General features: G+C 74.0%; 16 protein-coding genes. 6 read left to right on the top strand and 10 right to left on the bottom strand.

Annotated elements, in window-relative coordinates; all coding sequences use genetic code 11:
• Window positions 1–21: 21 nt before the first annotated feature.
• Window positions 22–744, top strand: coding sequence for a hypothetical protein (locus ACI799_RS00885; protein WP_456587942.1), 723 nt, complete (start codon window positions 22–24; stop codon window positions 742–744).
• A gap of 148 nt (window positions 745–892) precedes the next feature.
• Window positions 893–1,348, top strand: coding sequence for a hypothetical protein (locus ACI799_RS00880; protein WP_456587943.1), 456 nt, complete (start codon window positions 893–895; stop codon window positions 1,346–1,348).
• Between the two features lie 400 nt (window positions 1,349–1,748).
• Here ACI799_RS00880 and ACI799_RS00875 read toward each other — a convergent pair whose 3' ends face one another.
• Window positions 1,749–2,681: a sugar phosphate isomerase/epimerase family protein gene (locus ACI799_RS00875; RefSeq protein WP_456587944.1), complete on the bottom strand. Its 933-nt coding sequence runs from the start codon at window positions 2,679–2,681 to the stop codon at window positions 1,749–1,751.
• 328 nt (window positions 2,682–3,009) lie between these two features.
• Between ACI799_RS00875 and ACI799_RS00870 the strand changes: the two genes are divergently transcribed.
• Entirely contained in the window at window positions 3,010–3,732 is a 723-nt protein-coding gene (locus ACI799_RS00870) for a spermidine synthase (protein ID WP_456612124.1), read from the top strand.
• 180 nt (window positions 3,733–3,912) lie between these two features.
• Here ACI799_RS00870 and ACI799_RS00865 read toward each other — a convergent pair whose 3' ends face one another.
• The 4 genes from ACI799_RS00865 to ACI799_RS00850 form a co-directional block, all read right to left on the bottom strand.
• Window positions 3,913–4,941 (bottom strand): zinc-dependent alcohol dehydrogenase family protein, encoded by a 1,029-nt coding sequence (locus ACI799_RS00865; RefSeq protein ID WP_456612123.1) that lies wholly within the window; start codon window positions 4,939–4,941, stop codon window positions 3,913–3,915.
• Between the two features lie 98 nt (window positions 4,942–5,039).
• Entirely contained in the window at window positions 5,040–6,071 is a 1,032-nt protein-coding gene (locus tag ACI799_RS00860; protein ID WP_456612122.1) for a 1-acyl-sn-glycerol-3-phosphate acyltransferase, read from the bottom strand.
• Between the two features lie 58 nt (window positions 6,072–6,129).
• Window positions 6,130–7,008 (bottom strand): patatin-like phospholipase family protein, encoded by an 879-nt coding sequence (locus tag ACI799_RS00855; RefSeq protein ID WP_456612121.1) that lies wholly within the window; start codon window positions 7,006–7,008, stop codon window positions 6,130–6,132.
• Between the two features lie 105 nt (window positions 7,009–7,113).
• Complete coding sequence (locus ACI799_RS00850) at window positions 7,114–7,575, bottom strand: DUF1905 domain-containing protein (RefSeq protein WP_456587958.1); 462 nt, start codon at window positions 7,573–7,575, stop codon at window positions 7,114–7,116.
• Between the two features lie 210 nt (window positions 7,576–7,785).
• Between ACI799_RS00850 and ACI799_RS00845 the strand changes: the two genes are divergently transcribed.
• Complete coding sequence (locus ACI799_RS00845) at window positions 7,786–8,754, top strand: asparaginase (RefSeq protein WP_456612120.1); 969 nt, start codon at window positions 7,786–7,788, stop codon at window positions 8,752–8,754.
• A gap of 47 nt (window positions 8,755–8,801) precedes the next feature.
• Window positions 8,802–9,692, top strand: coding sequence for a polysaccharide deacetylase family protein (locus ACI799_RS00840; protein WP_456595556.1), 891 nt, complete (start codon window positions 8,802–8,804; stop codon window positions 9,690–9,692).
• Between the two features lie 71 nt (window positions 9,693–9,763).
• Here ACI799_RS00840 and fdhA read toward each other — a convergent pair whose 3' ends face one another.
• From fdhA to ACI799_RS00820, 4 genes are all read right to left on the bottom strand, one after another.
• Window positions 9,764–10,987 (bottom strand): formaldehyde dehydrogenase, glutathione-independent, encoded by a 1,224-nt coding sequence (gene fdhA, locus ACI799_RS00835; protein ID WP_456587961.1) that lies wholly within the window; start codon window positions 10,985–10,987, stop codon window positions 9,764–9,766.
• A 400-nt stretch (window positions 10,988–11,387) separates the two neighbouring features.
• The gene (locus ACI799_RS00830) at window positions 11,388–12,554 is read right to left on the bottom strand and encodes an MFS transporter (protein ID WP_456612119.1); all 1,167 of its coding nucleotides are present in this window, start codon (window positions 12,552–12,554) and stop codon (window positions 11,388–11,390) included.
• 56 nt (window positions 12,555–12,610) lie between these two features.
• Window positions 12,611–12,916: a muconolactone Delta-isomerase family protein gene (locus ACI799_RS00825; protein ID WP_456587963.1), complete on the bottom strand. Its 306-nt coding sequence runs from the start codon at window positions 12,914–12,916 to the stop codon at window positions 12,611–12,613.
• Window positions 12,917–13,128: 212 nt separating this feature from the next.
• Window positions 13,129–13,344 (bottom strand): hypothetical protein, encoded by a 216-nt coding sequence (locus ACI799_RS00820; RefSeq protein ID WP_456612118.1) that lies wholly within the window; start codon window positions 13,342–13,344, stop codon window positions 13,129–13,131.
• Between the two features lie 352 nt (window positions 13,345–13,696).
• Here ACI799_RS00820 and ACI799_RS00815 point away from each other — a divergent pair, with 352 nt between their 5' ends.
• Complete coding sequence (locus ACI799_RS00815) at window positions 13,697–15,148, top strand: NAD-dependent succinate-semialdehyde dehydrogenase (RefSeq protein ID WP_456587965.1); 1,452 nt, start codon at window positions 13,697–13,699, stop codon at window positions 15,146–15,148.
• 76 nt (window positions 15,149–15,224) lie between these two features.
• Here the strand turns inward: ACI799_RS00815 and ACI799_RS00810 are convergent, their stop codons facing one another.
• The gene (locus ACI799_RS00810; RefSeq protein WP_456587966.1) at window positions 15,225–17,048 is read right to left on the bottom strand and encodes an NAD(P)-binding domain-containing protein; all 1,824 of its coding nucleotides are present in this window, start codon (window positions 17,046–17,048) and stop codon (window positions 15,225–15,227) included.
• Between the last annotated feature and the right edge of the window lie 67 nt (window positions 17,049–17,115).

Genomic DNA, 17,115 nt, shown 5'->3' with positions numbered 1-17,115 from the left:
CCGCCTGAGACGAGGAGCCCGATGACCACCCCGCTGCCGACCGGCACCGCCGGCGCCCTGGACGTGCGGGCCGACGAGGAGCTGTCCTTCCTGCTCTCGCTGGACCCCGCGGTGGTCGCCGTCCTCGGTGGCGTGCTCCTCGTGCTCCTGCTGGTCGCCGCTCTCGCCGGATGGCTGGTGCTCAGGCGCTTCCGGCGCAGCCCGCTCGCGGCCCGTGGCCGGGAGCTCGCCGCCCGCGGCCGGGTGCTCGGTGTGCAGGGGGCCACCGCCGTCGCCGCGCGCCGTCTGCCGCCGGGCCAGCGGCGCTCGGCCGCGGAGCTCCAGCTCGACGTCGCCCGAGCCCGGGACGGGCTGCGCCGCCAGGTCGTCGCGGCCCAGGCCGCCGGTGCGCATCTCGGCGACGTCCCCGAGCTGCTGCCGTCGCTGGAGGCCGAGGGCAGCCGCCTCGAGCAGCGCCTGCGGCAACGGGCGCTGTTCCCGAACCCGACGGAGCAGGCCGACCCGGAGCCGGAGGCCCGGGCGTACCTCGAGATGGTCGCCGACGTCTGCGACGCGGTGCGGCAGGCGGAGGACGTCGCGTCGGCGGCCGGGAGGCCGGCCACCGACGTCGCCGACGCGGTCGCGGCGCTCCGCGCGCACACCACCGCCTACCAGGAGCTCACCGCCCAGCCGGTGGCGCCGCCGCTGCCCCGGGTCCCGTCCCCGTCGCCGGAACCCCCGGTCCGGGAGCCCACGCAGCGGTGAACGGATGGGCCCGGGGTACGTGCCCGGCGGCAGCGCGACCTGGACGGATCAGGGCACCGGGATGCCGCGACGCCACCGGGTGGACCATCGCCATGACGCGCGTCACACTCCTGTCGTCGAGGCGTCCACCGAACAGGAGCACCGGGCCATGCGCCGCTGCTTGATCGTCGCCAACCAGACCCTCTCCGCCGACGCGCTCCGGCGGGCCGTCCAGGACCGGATCACCGCCGAACCGCACGCGTTCCACCTCGTCGCGCCCGCCACCCCGGCAGAGGACGAGGTGGAAGGCCCCAGCGCCTACGCCGGCCTGGGGCCCTCCGTGACCGACCGCGCGTACGCGCTCGCCCGCCAGCGCCTCGACCGGGCGCTGGAGGACCTCCGCGCCCTGGGCGCCCAGGTCGACGGCGAGGTCGGCGACCCCGACGCGCTCCAGGCCGTGCGGGCCACCCTCGGCCACTTCCCGGCGGACGAGATCGTCGTCTCCACGCTGCCGCACACGCTCTCCCACTGGCTCCGCCGTGATCTACCGGCGCGGCTGCGCAAGAGCTGCGGCGTCCCGGTCACCCACCTCAGCGCCGACGCCGCCACGAGTACGAGCGCGTGAGGGCGCACGGCAGGCGGGTCGCAGTCGTCGCCTGAGCCGCCCGATCGAGGCGGAGGTGAAGGCGACACCCCCAAGGCCACCGGACGGCCGCTCCAGATCGAGGAGCTGACCGCGCAGCAGATCATCGACTCCGCCGCTCCGGAGGAGCGCCCGATCCTGGAGGCGTCCCTGGCGCACTGGGCCACGCTGGTCGGCGATCCCGAGAACTCCACGGACGACGTCCTCGCGGTCACCGATCGCCCGGCCCTGAGTTTCGCGCAGTGGGCCGAGGAGCACGCCGCGCAGTTCGGCCTGGTCAGGGCGTAGCTCCGGCGTCACCCCTCGGGACCGCCCTCGCACAGGAGGAGGCGGCCCCGGACGTCCGGGACCGCCTCCTCGGGAGGGCGCGCTGCGCCCTCGGTCAGCGGGTCGAGCAGGTGAGGTAGGCGAAGCCCTCCCGCGCCGCCTCGAAGGGGTCGAACGTGGGGTCGCCGAAGCGCGGGTCGTGCTCGACGACGAAGTACCGGGTGCTGCCGCCGGCCACCCGGAAGATCGGCGCGAAGTCGATGTCCCCGCGTCCGACGATCTCGATCCGCCGGTCGAGCTCCTCGTTCAGGTCCTTGACGTGGAACAGCCGGACCCGGTTGCCGTACTCCTCGATGATCTCGATCGGATCGGCGCCGGCGAAGACCGCCCAGTACAGGTCGAGCTGCGACACGACGTGCCGCCGCTCGGTGTGCTCCATGAGGATGTCGAAGGCGCTGCGGTCGCCGAAGGTGGTCTCGAACTCCCAGTTGTGGTTGTGGACCATGAGCCACTGCCCGGCCTGGCGGGCCTGCGCACCGACCGCGTCCAGGTACTCGGCGTAGGCGATCCACTCGGCCTCGGTCGTGAGCTGCGGGGTGCCACCGGAGCCGAAGTAGCGGACGCCCAGGACCCGGTTCTCCTCGAGGATCTGCGCGATGTCCGCCGGCTCGGCGTGCGTGCCGACGCCGACGTGCCGCCCGGAGGCCTTGAGCCGGTACTCCCGGAGCAGGTCGGCGTACTGCTCCGCGGTCATCCCGCTCAGGGTGAACGGCTCGACGTTGCGGTAGCCCATCTCGCTGAGCCGGCGGAGGACCTCCTCGTGACGGGCCTGCGTGGCGGCGTCGGTGCCGAAGCCGATGTACTCGGCGAACGTCCACAGCTGGACGGAGACCTTGCTCGCCGGCACGGGCCGCTCGGCGCAGTCGGAGGTCCCGGACGCCCCGGGCGCGGGCGGTGCCGCACTCGCCGTGCCGACGAGTCCCAGGAACAGCAGTGCGGACAGCGCAGCGAACAGCGCGGCCCGCAGCGTGTGGCGCAGTCTCTTCATCACCTTCACGGATTCCCCTCGAGTGGCTGTGACGGCGCGCGTCACCGAGCGCAGGGAGCGCCCGTTCGGCGTGCCGTTCGTGACGAGATCTCAGGGGGGCCACGCCGGACGACGACCCCTGAGCCCCCGGGTGTGTGCTGCGTCACGAAGCTAGCAAGGCTTCTGCTCTGCCGGTAGCAGAAGTTCGTCAACGACGGGCGCATGTGCTCGCCCGGGCATCTACGGGGAGATGGCGTCGGGTCCGCCCGACGTTCCCCGCCCGCGCGAGCCGGGAACAGTGGCCCCGACCGGGACGACTGCGGCCCGGTGCAGCAGCGAGGGGGGACGCGTGTCGGTGGGCAAGCGCTTCGAGGAGCTCGCCTGGAGCCCCACGCCGATCGGCGAGCTCAGCCTCCGCCGGCGCCGGGACCCGGTGACCGGGGCCGACGTGTTCGAGGTCAAGCTGGGCGACGAATTCCTGATGTCCTCCCTGTTCACGGTCGCCGAGGTGGAGGTCGCCCGGCTGGCCCTGGCGCGATCGGACGGCGACCGGCTGGACGTGGCGGTCGGGGGCCTGGGGCTCGGCTACACCGCCCAGGCGGTGCTCGCCGACCCCCGGGTCGCCGAGCTCGTGGTGGTCGATCTGCTGGAGCCGGTCATCGAGTGGCACGAGCAGGGGCTGCTGCCGCTCGGGCGCGCCGTCGCCGCGGACCCGCGGTGTCGGCTGGTGCACGGCGACTTCTTCGCGATGGTCGCGGGAGACGGGTTGGACCCGGCGGCCCCCGGCCGGGTCTTCGACGCCGTCGTCGTGGACATCGACCACTCCCCCGGGCACCTGCTGGACGAGGGCAACGCACCCTTCTACCGCCCCTCGGGCATGCGACGGCTGGCCGCCCTCCTCCGGCCCGGCGGTGTCTTCTCGCTGTGGTCGAACGAGCCACCCGACGAGGAGTACCTGGCCGCGCTGTCGGCGGTCTTCGTCGACGTCGACGCGCAGGTGGTCAGCTTCCCCAACCCCCTGCAGGGCCGCCCCGCCACCAACACGGTCTACCTGGCCACCGCCCGGGGCTGAGCGCGGCCTCCTCCTCCCCGCACCCCCGCCGCCGGCCTTCGCCGCCGGGACGTCGGGCGGCGCCGCCGGAACGTCCCGCCTGCCCGACGGGGTCCACCGGAGTGGCTCTCCGCGCGAGACCGCGCCACGATGGGCCCCCGCCGAACCTGGAGCCCGGTCTCCCGACCGGCAGACGGCCGGTCAGCGAGAAGGATCGACCATGGTCATGCCCGCCACCGTCGCGCGGTCGAACCCGGGGAGCAGCGCAGCCGCCTCGTCCAGTCCGATCGTGCGTTCCACCAGCCGCTCGGGGTCGAGCGCACCCTGCTCGATGAGGGCCAGCATCCCCGGGTAGTCGGCCGCCGCCATCCCGTGGCTCCCGAGCAGATCGAGTTCCCAGCCGATCACCCGCTCCATCGGGACCCGGGGGTGCCCGCCGACGGGTGGCAGCAGCCCGACCTGGACGTGCCGGCCCCGACGGCGCAGGGCGAGGATGGCGTCGGCACAGGTCTGCTCGCTGCCCACGGCGTCGACTGCGACGTGGCTGCCGCCACCGGTCAGGTCGCCGACCACGGCGGGGACGTCGATGCCGTGCGCCCGCAGGGTGTGCTCCGCGCCCAGCGCGGCGGCGACGTCGAGCGCCTCGGGATTGCGGTCCACCGCGACGACCCGGCCGCCCAGCGCGCGGGCGATCATGACCGCGCTGAGGCCCAGCCCGCCGGCGCCGAGCACGGTCACCCACTCCCCCTCTCGGACCCGGGCACGGCCCACCAGGGCGCGGTACGCCGTGGCGAACCGGCAGCCGAGGCCCGCCGCGGCCGCGAACCCGACGTGGTCGGGGATGCCCACGAGGTTGGTGTCCGCGGCGTGCAGGGCCACGTACTCGGCGAACGATCCCCAGTGGGTGAAGCCGGGCTGCTGCTGATCGGGGCAGACCTGGGCCTCCCCGGCCCGGCACCACGCGCACCGGCCGCAGCCGCAGACGAACGGCACGGTGACGCGGTCACCGATCCGCCAGCGACGGACACCGGCACCGAGCTCCACCACCACACCGGCGAGCTCGTGCCCCGGTACGTGCGGGAAGGCGATGTCGTCGTGGCCTGCCCAGGCGTGCCAGTCACTGCGGCACATCCCGGTGGCCATCACCCGCACGACCACCCCGTTCGCCGGCGCGGCGGGCACCGCCACCTCCCGCACGAGGGGCTGTGCCCGGACAGCGTCGACGACCATGGCGCGCACCCCGCCATGCTGCCAGCCCGCGGGAACCGGCCGGGAACGCCTCGCCCAGAGCGGCGGCGTGGCCGGCCGCTGCCGCACGGGTGCGACGGTCAGGCGCCTCCGGTGGTGCGCCTCGTCGCCGCACCGGACCGCCCGCGGGGCGTCGGCTCCTGCGCAGCTTCCCGGCGGCGGGTCTCGTCGATCCACGCGTCGATGCCCTCCCACCAGTGGTAGAGCCAGTCGACCTGCTCGGTCGCCTCGCGCGGCACGTCGGCCGCCGGGACGAACCACCAGCGCAGGTGCAGCGTCTTGTCCATGGGCAGGCCCCGCCACAGGTCCCGCACGGTGTTGAGGTGCTCCAGCCCGGTGTGCGCGACGAACACGACGTCCGCGTGCGGGGCCGCCTGGAGCGCCGCGGCGACGCCGGCCGGCCGCGGCGGCAGCACGTGCTGCATCGCCTCGGCCCGGCGGACCGCGGCGAGCAGCCCCCGGGAGCGCAGCCGCTCGATGGCCCGGAAGCGACGCTGCGGGGTGAAGTTCGCCCCCTCGGGGAAGACCAGGAGGGCGTCCTCCTCGCCGAGCTCTCGGGCCAGGTCGGCGATCGCCCGTACGGAGGCCTCGGAAGCCCCCGGCCCGGCCGCGACGAAGTGGTTGGGCAGCCGGTTGAGGTAGAGGTCGATCAAGGGGTCGAGCTGGAGGAAGTCCTTGAGCACGATCCGCGGCCGGCGGAGGTGGTCGCGGTTCATCAGGGTGTGCACGAGCAGGAGCGAGTCCCCCGGCCCCGCATGGCGGGAGAGCACGATCATGGCGTTCGTCGAGCCGGGCTGGCCGTCGTCGAGCGGTGACCAGGACGCGCCGTCGGTGACCAGCCGCAGGGCGAAGATCCGCTGCGCCACCCGCATGAGCACGTCGAGGAGCACGCGCAGGACGGTGTAGTGCGCCCTCCGGTAGGCCGACCGGGTCAGCAGGCCCGCCCGCCGCAGCGTCCACAGCACCGCGCCGGCCGCCTGGCCGGCGACCTGCAGCGCCACGTACACCAGCACGAAGAGCAGCAGTCGCAGCGCCCGCCAGCGGCCGGGGAGCCACACCGAGACGATCGCCGCCACGAGTACCAGCACGGGCAGCAGCACGATCCCGGCCACGAGGGCACCCAGCAGGAGGGGGCCGGCGAGGCGGCGCACGGGGCGCGGTGGGAGCACGTCAGACCGTCCGGTCGTCGGACGGGTGGGTCCGCGCCAGGTGCTCCAGGGCGGCGTCCCGGGCCCGGTCGATCCGGCTCCGCACACCGGAGAAGTCGCGGTAGCGCAGGTTCCGCAGGTCACCGGCCGAGGGCTCGGCCTGCTCCCCCGAGGGCAGGACGTGCAGCGCCACCCCCGGGGGCAGCGCCGCGAGGTCGGCGGCGAACCGGTGCCGCCGGGCGATCTCGAACGCCACCGTCGCGACCTCCCAGGGCCGGGCCGGTGGGCGCAGCGGCCGGTCGATCCGCCCGACGTGGAGCACGTAGATGGTGTCGGCGCCCAGCGCCACCGCCCGCCCCACCGGGATGCTGTGCACCAGCCCGCCGTCCAGGTAGTGCTCGCCGTCGAGCTCGACCGGCGGGAGCAGGCCGGGCACCGCGCAGGACGCGAGCACCGCGGGGACGAGCGGCCCGTCGGAGAACCAGTGCTCGGCGGCCCGCTCGATGCTGGCGGCGACGCACTGGAACGGGACCTGCAGCTCGCCGAAGGTCTCCACCGGCAGGTGCCGGGCGAGCAGGTCGCGCAGCGGCTCCCGCGGGTGCAGGTGGGTGCGCGTGCGCACCAGCGTCCCGACCCGCGCGAGCACGGAGCCGGCCAGGACCCCCTCGGATGCCAGCTCCTCCCAGACGGCGCGCATCCGGTCCACCGCGGCCGGCGTGGGGTCGGCCGCGACGAGCGCGCCGTTGATGGCGCCCACCGACGTGCCCACGATCAGGTCCGGGCGGATTCCGTGCTCGAAGAGGGCCTCGAGCATCCCGACCTCGGCCGCTCCGAGCACTCCCCCGCCGCCGAGGACGAAGGCCGTGCCTCCTCCACCGGCCGGCACCTGCGTCGAAGCCATGGCCGCATCCTGCCAACTCCCCGCCCGGCCGGCCGGACGTGCGGGACCCGGCACCGCTCCGGTACCGACGACGCGGCGGGGAACCCCGCCGTCCAGCGGATCGGGTCACGTGAGCGCGGCGAGCACCTTCGTGACGCGGCGGGCGCTCGTCTCCGGAGTGCGGGCACCGGCCACCGACTCCGCGTGCGCCCGCTGCTTGCTGTACGAGAGGACCGCCCAGGCGTCGGCCGCGGCGGGGTGGGCGGCGAAGGCCTCGGCGAGCGCGGGCGGGAGGTCCACCGTGCGCGGCGCGTCGTCGACCTCGAGCCGCACCTCGACCTCGTCCCCCGCCCCACGGCCGGTGGCCGCGCGGGTCGCGGCGTTGAAGGTCACGAGGAACCGGCCGCCCATCGAGGCGGTGGTCGTGCGGTAGGTGTGGCCGCCGTCGACGGTGACGACCACGGGCACCCGCGCACCGCGGCCGAAGCTCCGCAGCACGTCGTCGGGAACGACGATGCCGACGTTGTTCCCGCCGCTCGCCCAGAGGGTGGTGCGAAAGGTGGCCGAGGTGGTGGGGGTGCTGGTCATGAGGGCTCCTGCCGTTCCGCGTCGCTGACGAGCGGTAGACCCCCGCCGCCACCCGTTCTCATCGGTCCGGTCGGCCGACCGCGAGCGGGCGGGATCGACGCACGCCCCCTCGTGCGCGGCGCGGTGCGTCTCCGGTCGCCGACCTGCGACGGAGGGAGGAACGTAGGGCAGGTCGTCGCCGCATGGAGTTCCAGCCCGGACGGAGGTCGCGTGGCACGTGTCCACCTGCTCGCCACAGGCGGCACCATCGCCAGCCGGCAGGGGCCCGAGGGGCTCGCGGCCGTCACCCCCGCAGCCGAACTGCTCGAGGCGGCCGGTCCCCTGGCTGGTCTGAGCGTGACGACGAGCGACCTCGGCACCGTCGGCAGCTTCGCGCTCACGACGTCCGACCTGCGGGAGCTGGTGGCCGAGGCGCGACGCTGCCTGGCCGGCGGGGTGGACGGCGTCGTCGTCACCCAGGGCACCGACACCATGGAGGAGTCCGCGTACCTCGCCGACCTCGTCCACGACGACCCGCGCCCGATCGTCTTCACCGGGGCGCAACGCCCGTTCGACAGCCCGGCTCCCGACGGTCCCGCCAACCTCGCCGATGCGCTGCGGGTCGCCGCCTCCCCCGCCGCGCGGGACCTCGGCGCCCTGCTCTGCTTCGACGGCCTGGCCTTCGCCGCCCGCGGGGTGCGCAAGGTCGACACCCTGCGCAGCGGTGCGTTCGGCGCTCCCGGGCGTGGGCCGGTGATCCGGCTGGCCGGCGAGTCGGTGCTGCCGCTGGCCACGCCCGCGCGCCGCTCACCCCTCCCGCTCGACCTGCGGTCGGAGCTGCCCCGCGTCGACGTCGTGGCCTGCTACCTGGGCGCGGACGCGTCGCTGCTGCACGCGGCGGTGGCCGCCGGCGCCGCGGGCGTCGTCGTGCAGGCCTTCGGCGCCGGCAACGTCCCCCCGGCGATCGCCGAGGCCGCCGAGGAGCTCGTGGCCCGCGGGATCCCCGTCCTGGTGTGCTCCCGGGTGGCATCGGGCCCCGTGGCACCGCTCTACGCCGCCGGCGGAGCCCGCCTGGCGCGCGGCGGGGCCGTGTTCGCCGGTGATCTGAGCCCGTGGCAGGGGCGGCTGCTGCTGGCGGCGGCGCTCGCCCTCGCCCCCGACGATCCGCAGCGGGTCCTGGCCCAGCACCTCACCGGCTGAACCCCCGCCCCGGCCCGGGGCGGCCTACGCGAAGGAGCGCGACGACGATGAGCAAGGAGATCTTCGTGGCCTTCGGTGTCGACATCGACGCCGTGGGCGGCTGGCTTGGCTCGTACGGCGGGGAGGACTCCCCGGACGACATCTCGCGGGGTGTGTTCGCCGGCGAGGTCGGCGTCCCGCGCATCCTCGAGCTCTTCCGGCGCAACGAGCTCACCCAGACGTTCTTCTGGCCGGGGCACTCGATCGAGACGTTCCCGGAGCAGTTCGACGCCTGTGTCGCGGCCGGGCACGAGATCGGCGTCCACGGCTACAGCCACGAGAACCCGATCGCGATGAGCCGGGAACAGGAGCAGGCGGTGCTCGACCGCTGCATCGGACTGATCGAGCAGAGGGCCGGGCGCCGCCCGACGGGGTACGTCGCGCCGTGGTGGGAGTTCAGCGGCGTCACGAACGAGCTGCTGCTCGAGCGCGGGATCACGTACGACCACTCGTTGATGCACCGCGACTTCGAGCCCTACTACGTCCGGGTCGGCGACTCGTGGACGAAGATCGACTACTCGGCGCCCGCGGAGAGCTGGATGGAGCCGCTCGTCCGCGGGGAGGAGACCGATCTGGTCGAGATCCCCGCCAACTGGTACCTCGACGACCTGCCGCCGATGATGTTCATCAAGTCCAGCCCCAACAGCCACGGCTTCGTCAACCCGCGGGACATCGAGCAGATGTGGCGCGACCAGTTCGACTGGGTGCACCGGGAGATGGACTACGCGGCCTTCACCATGACCATCCACCCGGACGTCGCCGGGCGACCGCAGGTGCTGCTCATGCTGGAACGCCTGATCGAGCACATCAACGGGCACGACGGCGTCCGCTGGGCGACGTTCGACCAGATCGCCGACGACTTCCTGCGCCGCTCCCCGCGCACGGCTGGCCGGTCCTAGGTCCGGGCGCGGCCGGGCGTCCCCGCACCGCCGGCCAGGGCGGTGCGGGGACGCCGGGGAACCGGCCCCGATCAGGCGGCCGTGCCCACCATGCCGTGCGGATCGAGCACGTACTTGCGGGGCGCGCCCTGGTCGAACTCGGTGTAGCCGCGCGGTGCGTCCTCCAGCGGGATGACCGTGGCGTTGACCGCCTTCGCGATCTGCACCTTGTCGTGCAGGATCGCCATCATCAGCTGGCGGTTGTACCGCATGACCGGGCACTGGCCGGTGGTGAAGACGTGCGACTTCGCCCAGCCCAACCCCAGCCGGATGGAGAGCGACCCGGTCTTCGCCGCCTCGTCGGCCGCGCCCGGGTCCCCGGTGACGTAGAGCCCGGGGATGCCGAGGGCACCGCCGGCCCGGGTGATCTCCATCAGCGAGTTCAGCACGGTCGCGGGCGCCTCCTGCTGGGCCCCCTCGCCGTGCCCCCGGGCCTCGAAGCCCACGGCGTCCACGCCGCAGTCGACCTCGGGCTCGCCCAGGATCTGGGCGATCTGGTCCTTCGGGTCGCCCTTGGAGACGTCGATCGTCTCGCAGCCGAAGCTGCGGGCCTGGGCCAGCCGGTCCTCGATCAGGTCGCCCACGATCACGACCGCGGCCCCGAGCAGGTGCGCCGACACGGCCGCTGCCAGTCCCACGGGACCGGCGCCGGCGATGTACACCGTCGACCCGGTGGTCACCCCGGCCGTGTAGCAGCCGTGGTAGCCGGTCGGGAAGATGTCGGACAGCATCGTGAGGTCCTGGATCTTCTCCAGCGCCTGGTCGCGGTCGGGGAAGCGCAGGCAGTTGAAGTCCGCGTACGGAACCATGACGTACTCGGCCTGACCACCGGTCCATCCGCCCATGTCGACGTACCCGTACGCCGAGCCCGGACGGTCCGGGTTCACCGTGAGGCAGAGGCCGGTTCGGCCCTCCTTGCAGTTGCGGCAGCGGCCGCAGGCGATGTTGAACGGCACGCTGACGATGTCGCCGACGTCCAGGAACTCGACGTCGGGCCCCTTCTCCACGACCTCCCCGGTGATCTCGTGCCCGAGGACCAACCCCTCGGGAGCGGTCGTGCGCCCGCGCACCATGTGCTGGTCGCTGCCGCAGATGTTGCTGGTGACCGTCTTGAGGATGACCCCGTGCGGCGTCTTGCGGCCGACGTTGGACGGGTGCACCCCCGGGCCGCTCGACAGCTCCAGCTTGGGGTAGTCCAGGTCCGCGACCTCCACCTTGCCCGGTCCCATGTACCGGACGGCCTTGTTCCCTGCCACCGCGCTCCTCCTCTGGTCCTGGACGGCCCGCGTCGTGCGCGTCCCCTCCGTGGTTCCCCGCGCCGATCGGCGCGGACGTCTCTGCCGTCCGGTCGGGCGGCGCCGCGTCACCCACCGCTCCGGTCGCGGGGCGCGGTCTGGCGTGGCGGGGCGAGCCGTGCTGAGGGTCGGCGGCGAGGGCGCCCCACCAGGCTGACCGGCATCGGGACCTCCGCAGCGGTGCGACCAACGCGTGATCCAGCTCACATGCCGGTCCCTCCCGTCCGCAATCGGGCACGGCACCGGTCCGCGCGGCGGCTACCCGATCGGCGGCTACCTACGACGCGGTGTGAGGGCGTCGACCCCGAGACGTCACCTCGCTCGTCGGGTGCAGGAGCGGCGCCCCGACCCCGCACCGCGGTCAGGTGCGACCGACGCTGAGCACGGTCAGGTAGGCGGCCAGCCCCAGGGCGAGGCAGCCGGCGATCACCGGGGCGTAGGACCCGGAGGCATCGACGGTCGCACCGGCGAGCGGCGCTCCCACGGCCGAGCCGAGGCCGGCGCTGGTGTACAGCACCCCCAGCAGGCCGCCCAGGCGGGTGGTGCCGAAGCGCTCGGCGACGACCGCGGGACCGATCGCGACGAACCCTCCGTAGCCCACCCCGAGCACCACGGCGAAGGCGGCCAGCACGCCGTACCCGCCACCGACCCCCCACAGCGCGAAGCTCACGGCCATCGTCAGGAAGCACCCCTGGAAGGCGCGCAACGTCCCGGTCCGCGCGGCAACCAGTCCGAGCAGCAGCCGGCCGGCGGTGCTCGCCGCGCCGATCACCCCGACCAGCGCGGCCGCCGCGACCCGGTCGATCCCGGCCTCCTCGGCGTACCCGGGCAGGTGCACGAAGGGCACGAACAGCGCGACGGCCATGAGGCCCGACGCCAGGTACAGCCGCCGGTAGTCCCGGTTCCGGACGGCCTCGCGCAGCGTCAGCGCCGCCGGGCCGGTCTGCACCGGCGGGCGCTGCACGACCGCGGCGCACACCAGCAGGACGACCGCGCCGGCCAGTCCGAGCACGAGGTGCGTGTTCCGCCAGCCCAGCTCGCCGATCAGGGCAGCCGCCAGGGGCGCGACGGTGAGCGTGCCCAGGCCGATCCCCGTCACCGCCACCCCGACGGCGATGGTCCGCCGTCCCTCGAACCACCCGCTGACGACGGCGACCATCGGGACGTACGCGCAGGCCACCCCGATGCCCACCCCCAGGCCGTAGGTGAGCAGTCCGATCCACAGCTCGCCGGCCTGCGAGGTCGCGGTCAGCCCGGCCCCGAGCGCGACGCCGCCGACCAACAGCACCCGCCGGGGGCCGTAGCGGTCCACCGCGACGCCGCTGAGCGCGCCGAGGCCGAAGTAGGTGAGCGAGGTCAGCGCGAAGAAGGCCGACGTGGCACCCCGGCCGGAGCCGAACTCCGCCGCCATGGGCTCGAGGAACGCGCCGAAGGAGTAGGCGATCCCGAACGAGACGAACATGCCCGCGAACGCCGCGGCGACCATGACCCAGCCACGGCCCGTGTCGACGGCTGCCGAGGGGCGCATGGCGGAGGACGATACGAGATCGCCGCAGGTGCGCCCGGGAGGCCGGGCGTCCGGGGTCAGGGCTGCCAGCGTCCGCGGACGTCCTCGGCGAAGGCCGCGTACTCCCGGATCGGGAGCACCTCCTCCAGGGTCAGGTGGTGACTCATCGGTAGGGCGCCCATCACGACCTGGTCGAGCTGGTCGTGCGACTCGACGTCGACGACCCCGATGACCCGGCGTTGCCCGGCGACCTTGTACAGGTTCTTGACGAGTCCCGCCTCCATCGCGCCGAGCGCCGCCTCCGTCTCCCGCTCCCACTCGTCCCAGAAGGCGTCCCGGTCCAGCCGGGTGTGGTCGACGCGGAGGCTGACGTAGAACAGCATCGGGGCGCTCCTGGGATCCGCACGGCGTCCGGCCGACGCCGGTTCTGTCGGGACGGCCGCAGTGTGTCCGCCCCCGCCCCCGCGGGACAAGAGGCCGGCCCCGCGCCCGGGCACGGAGGGTCCGACGGCGCTCCGGGCCGGGGTGGCCAGGGTGGGACGTCGACGCGCGAGCGCCCGGGCGTCTCAGGCGCCTCGGGCCCGCTCCCCGCGCCTCAGCCGCGGTCGACCGGGCGGCGGAACAGCTCCCCGACCCGCGAGGGCGGTTGCTCCGCGGGCGGCCGGGGGCGCTGCCGCGCGCCCACGGCGTGCGCGCCGGCCGGTCGGGGCCGGGCGGCGGCCCGGGTGAGCCGCTCGTGGGCGAGGTAGTGCTGCACGACGTCCGGGGCCGCTCGGTGACCGCGGGCGGCGACGTCTGCCGCGCCTCCCACTCGCAGATGCGCTTCTCGAACTCCGTCATCTGCAGCGGATCGGGAGCCCGGCGCTCGCGTCCGCCTCCCGGTGCTCCCTGTGCGTTCTCCCTGGTGGTCATCCCGCCTCCTCGAGGCCGCTGGTGAGGACCACGGTGCTCCTCCCGGCGCCGCGGGGGCAGGGCGGGAGGTCCCTGCCCGCTCGCGCGGTGCCGTCCCACGCACGCCTGCCGGAACGGGCCACTCCGCCGAGCGCACCGTGGCGCGTGTCACCATCGCCCAGGCAGTAGGACCGCTCGCAGTACCGGCCCCGACGCTCCGAGCAGGCGGGCCCGGGCTCCGGACGCGCAGGACACCCAGTGGAGGGCGTGTGATGACGCAGGACCAGGGCCGCACGATCTACGTCGACGGGCAGTGGTGCCCGGCCGACGGAGGTGCCTCCTTCGACGTCACGGACCCGGCCACGGGGCAGGTCATCGGGCAGGCCGCGGACGGTGGCCGGGCGGAGACCGAAGCGGCGATCGCCGCCGCGGAGCGCGCGCTGCCGGCGTGGTCCGGGGCGACGGCCTACCAGCGCGCGGCCGTGCTGGCGAAGGCCGACGGCCTGATGCGCGAGCGCCGCAGGGAGCTGGCCGCGCTGATGACCCGGGAGCAGGGCAAGCCGCTCAAGGCCGCCATGAACGAGGTGGCGTACGCCGCGGACTTCCTGGCCTGGTTCGCCGAGGAGGCCAAGCGCATCGGCGGCGTGACGATCCCCTCGGCGCGGGCCGACCAGCGGTTCCTGACCATGCGCCAGGCGGTCGGTGTGGTCGCGGCCATCACCCCGTGGAACTACCCGATCTCGATGCTCACCCGCAAGCTCGCGCCGGCCATCGCGGCCGGGTGCACCTCGGTGCTCAAGCCGGCGGACCAGACGCCGCTCTGCGCGGTCGCGACGGTGCAGCTGCTCGCCGACGCCGGCGTTCCCGCCGGCGTGGTCAACATGGTCACGACCACCCGGGCGGCGGAGGTCGGCGACACGCTGCTGGCGTCACCGGTGGTCCGGAAGCTCACCTTCACCGGCTCCACTGCGGTGGGGAAGATGCTCGCCGCGAAGGCCGCGGCCACGCTGAAGCGGGTGTCGGTGGAGCTGGGCGGGCACGCACCGTTCCTCGTGTTCCCCGACGCCGACCCCGTCCGCGCGGCCAAGGGCGCGGCGCTGGTGAAGTTCCTCAACACCGGGCAGGCGTGCATCAGCCCGAACCGCATCTACGTGCACCGCTCCCTCTACGACACCTTCCTCACGACGCTCGAGCAGCGGATCGCGGCGCTCCGCATCGGCCAGGGCGACCAGGACGGGGTCACCATCGGCCCGCTCGTGGACGAGCGCGCCGTGGCGAAGATGGAGGCCCAGGTGCTCGACGCGCGCACCCGGGGCGCCCGGGTCGTCGTCGGTGGCGAGCGGGTCCAGGTCGACGGGCTCGACGGGACGACCTTTTTCGCCCCCACGCTGCTGGCCGACGTGACGCCGGACATGCTCGTCTCCCGCGAGGAGACCTTCGGCCCGATCGCCGCGGTCACCCCGTTCGACGACGAGGACGAGGTCATCGCCCGGGCGAACGACACCGAGTACGGCCTCGCCGCGTACGTCTACACCAACGACCTGTCGACGGCGATCCGGGTGACCGAGCAGCTGCGTTTCGGGATGGTCGGGATCAACGACATCAATCCCACGTCCGCCGCGGCGCCCTTCGGCGGGGTGAAGGCGAGCGGCCTCGGCCGCGAGGGCGGGTACGAGGGCATCGACGAGTACCTCGACACCAAGCTCGTCGGCATCTCCGTCTGACGCCCCGCCGCCCGGGTGGCGGGGCGCGGCGGGGCCTGCGGCACCCGCTCCGCCGGGAGCGGGTGCCGGGCGGCGGTCACCTGAGGTGGTGCACCTCCTGGAGGCGGTGGACGGGGGTCGGGATCCGCTCGTAGCGCGCCTTCAGCTGCAGCGCGAGGTACAGCGAGTAGTGCCGCGACTGGTGCAGGTTCCCGCCGTGGAACCACAGCGCCTCCTGCTGGGTGGGCTTCCACATGTTGCGCTGCTCGCCCTCCCAGGGCCCGGGGTCCTTGGTGGTGTCCGAGCCGAGGCCCCACACCTTGCCGACCCTGTCGGCCACCTCCTGGCTGATCAGGTCGGCCGCCCAGCCGTTCATCGACCCGTACCCGGTGGCGTAGACGACGAGGTCGGCCGGCAGCTCGGTGCCGTCCTCCAGGACGACGGCGTCCTCGGTGAGGTGGTCGACGATCCCGTGGGCCAGCTTCACCTCGCCGTTCGCGACCAGCTCGGCAGCCCCCACGTCGATGTAGTAGCCGGAGCCGCGGCGCAGGTACTTCATGAACAGGCCGGAGCCGTCCTCGCCGAAGTCGAGCCAGAACCCGGCCTTCTCGAGCCGGTCGTAGAAGTCGGCGTCGCGCTCCTTCATCTGGTCGTACAGCGGGATCTGGAACTCGTGCATGATCCGGTACGGCAGCGAGGCGAAGATCAGGTCCGCCTTCTCCGTCGTGACGCCGGCGGCCAGCGCCTGCTCGGAGTAGAGCGCGCCGAGCCCGATCTCCATGAGGGTGTCGCTCTTGACGATGTGCGTCGAGGAACGCTGCACCATGGTGACGTCGGCGTCGTTCTCCCAGAGGGCCCCGCAGATGTCGAAGGCGGAGTTGTTGCTGCCGATGACGACCGCCTTTTTCCCGGCGTAGGCGTCGGGGCCCGGGTGCGCCGACGAGTGGTGCTGGTCGCCGCGGAAGACGTCCTGGCCGGGGATGACCGGGACGTTCGGCTTGCCGGACATCCCGGTGGCCAGCACGACGTGCGCCGGGCGCAGGGTGAGTGGCTTGCCGTGCCGCTCGACCTGGACGGTCCACTCCCCCTTCTCGGGCGAGTAGGCGGCCGTCGTGGCCACCGTGCTGCCCCAGTACGGGACCTCCATGACCGTGACGTAGGACTCGAGCCAGTCGCCGATCTTGTCCTTGGGTGAGAACACCGGCCAGTTGTCCGGGAACTTCAGGTACGGCAGGTGGTCGTACCAGACCGGGTCGTGCAGGCACAGCGACTTGTACCGGCCGCGCCACTGGTCCCCCGGCCGGTCGTGCTTGTCGACGACGAGAGCCGGCACGCCGAGCTGCCGCAGCCGGGCGCCCAGGGCGATGCCGCCCTGGCCGCCGCCGACGACGAGCACGTAGGGCTGGACGCTCACCCCCAGCTCGGCCTCCTCCTTCTCCCGCCGCTCCAGCCAGGTGAGGCGGTGCTTGTTCGCCCCGTGCTCGGCGCCCATCGGCCGAGCGGCGCCACGTGGCTCCTCGTGGCCCTTGAGCTCGTGCATCGTGGTGAGGAACGTCCACGCCTTCGGCGCACCGTCCTCCTCGACCAGGCGCACCAGCCCGGTGCCGCGGCCCACGGCTGTCTCGAAGGTGAACCACGCGGTGGTGACGCCGTCGGCCTCCTCGGGCGGCTCCGCCACGGTGAACGACGACGGGTCGGTGCGCTCCAGCGTCTGGGTCAGCAGGTCGCTCACGCCGGCCGGGTTCTCGACGGTGGTGATGTTCCAGCTGAAGGCGATCAGGTCGCGCCAGAAGCTGGTGGCGGCGAACATGCCGGCCGCACGCGCGACGTCGCGGGCGCGCAGCGCGTCGGCGAAGTCGGCGAGCCAGCGCTCGGCCCGCTGCGCCGGGGCCTGCGTGGTCGTGTCGAGGGTCTGCGTCATGGCTACCTCCCGCGGGCACGGGTCGACGTGGTGTGATGTGCAGCACAGCGCCCGGGGGTCGGCGGCG

Source organism: Blastococcus sp. SYSU DS0753 (assembly GCF_054051175.1).
Note: the sequence above shows the minus strand (reverse complement) of the source record. Positions and strands in the feature narration are given on the sequence as shown.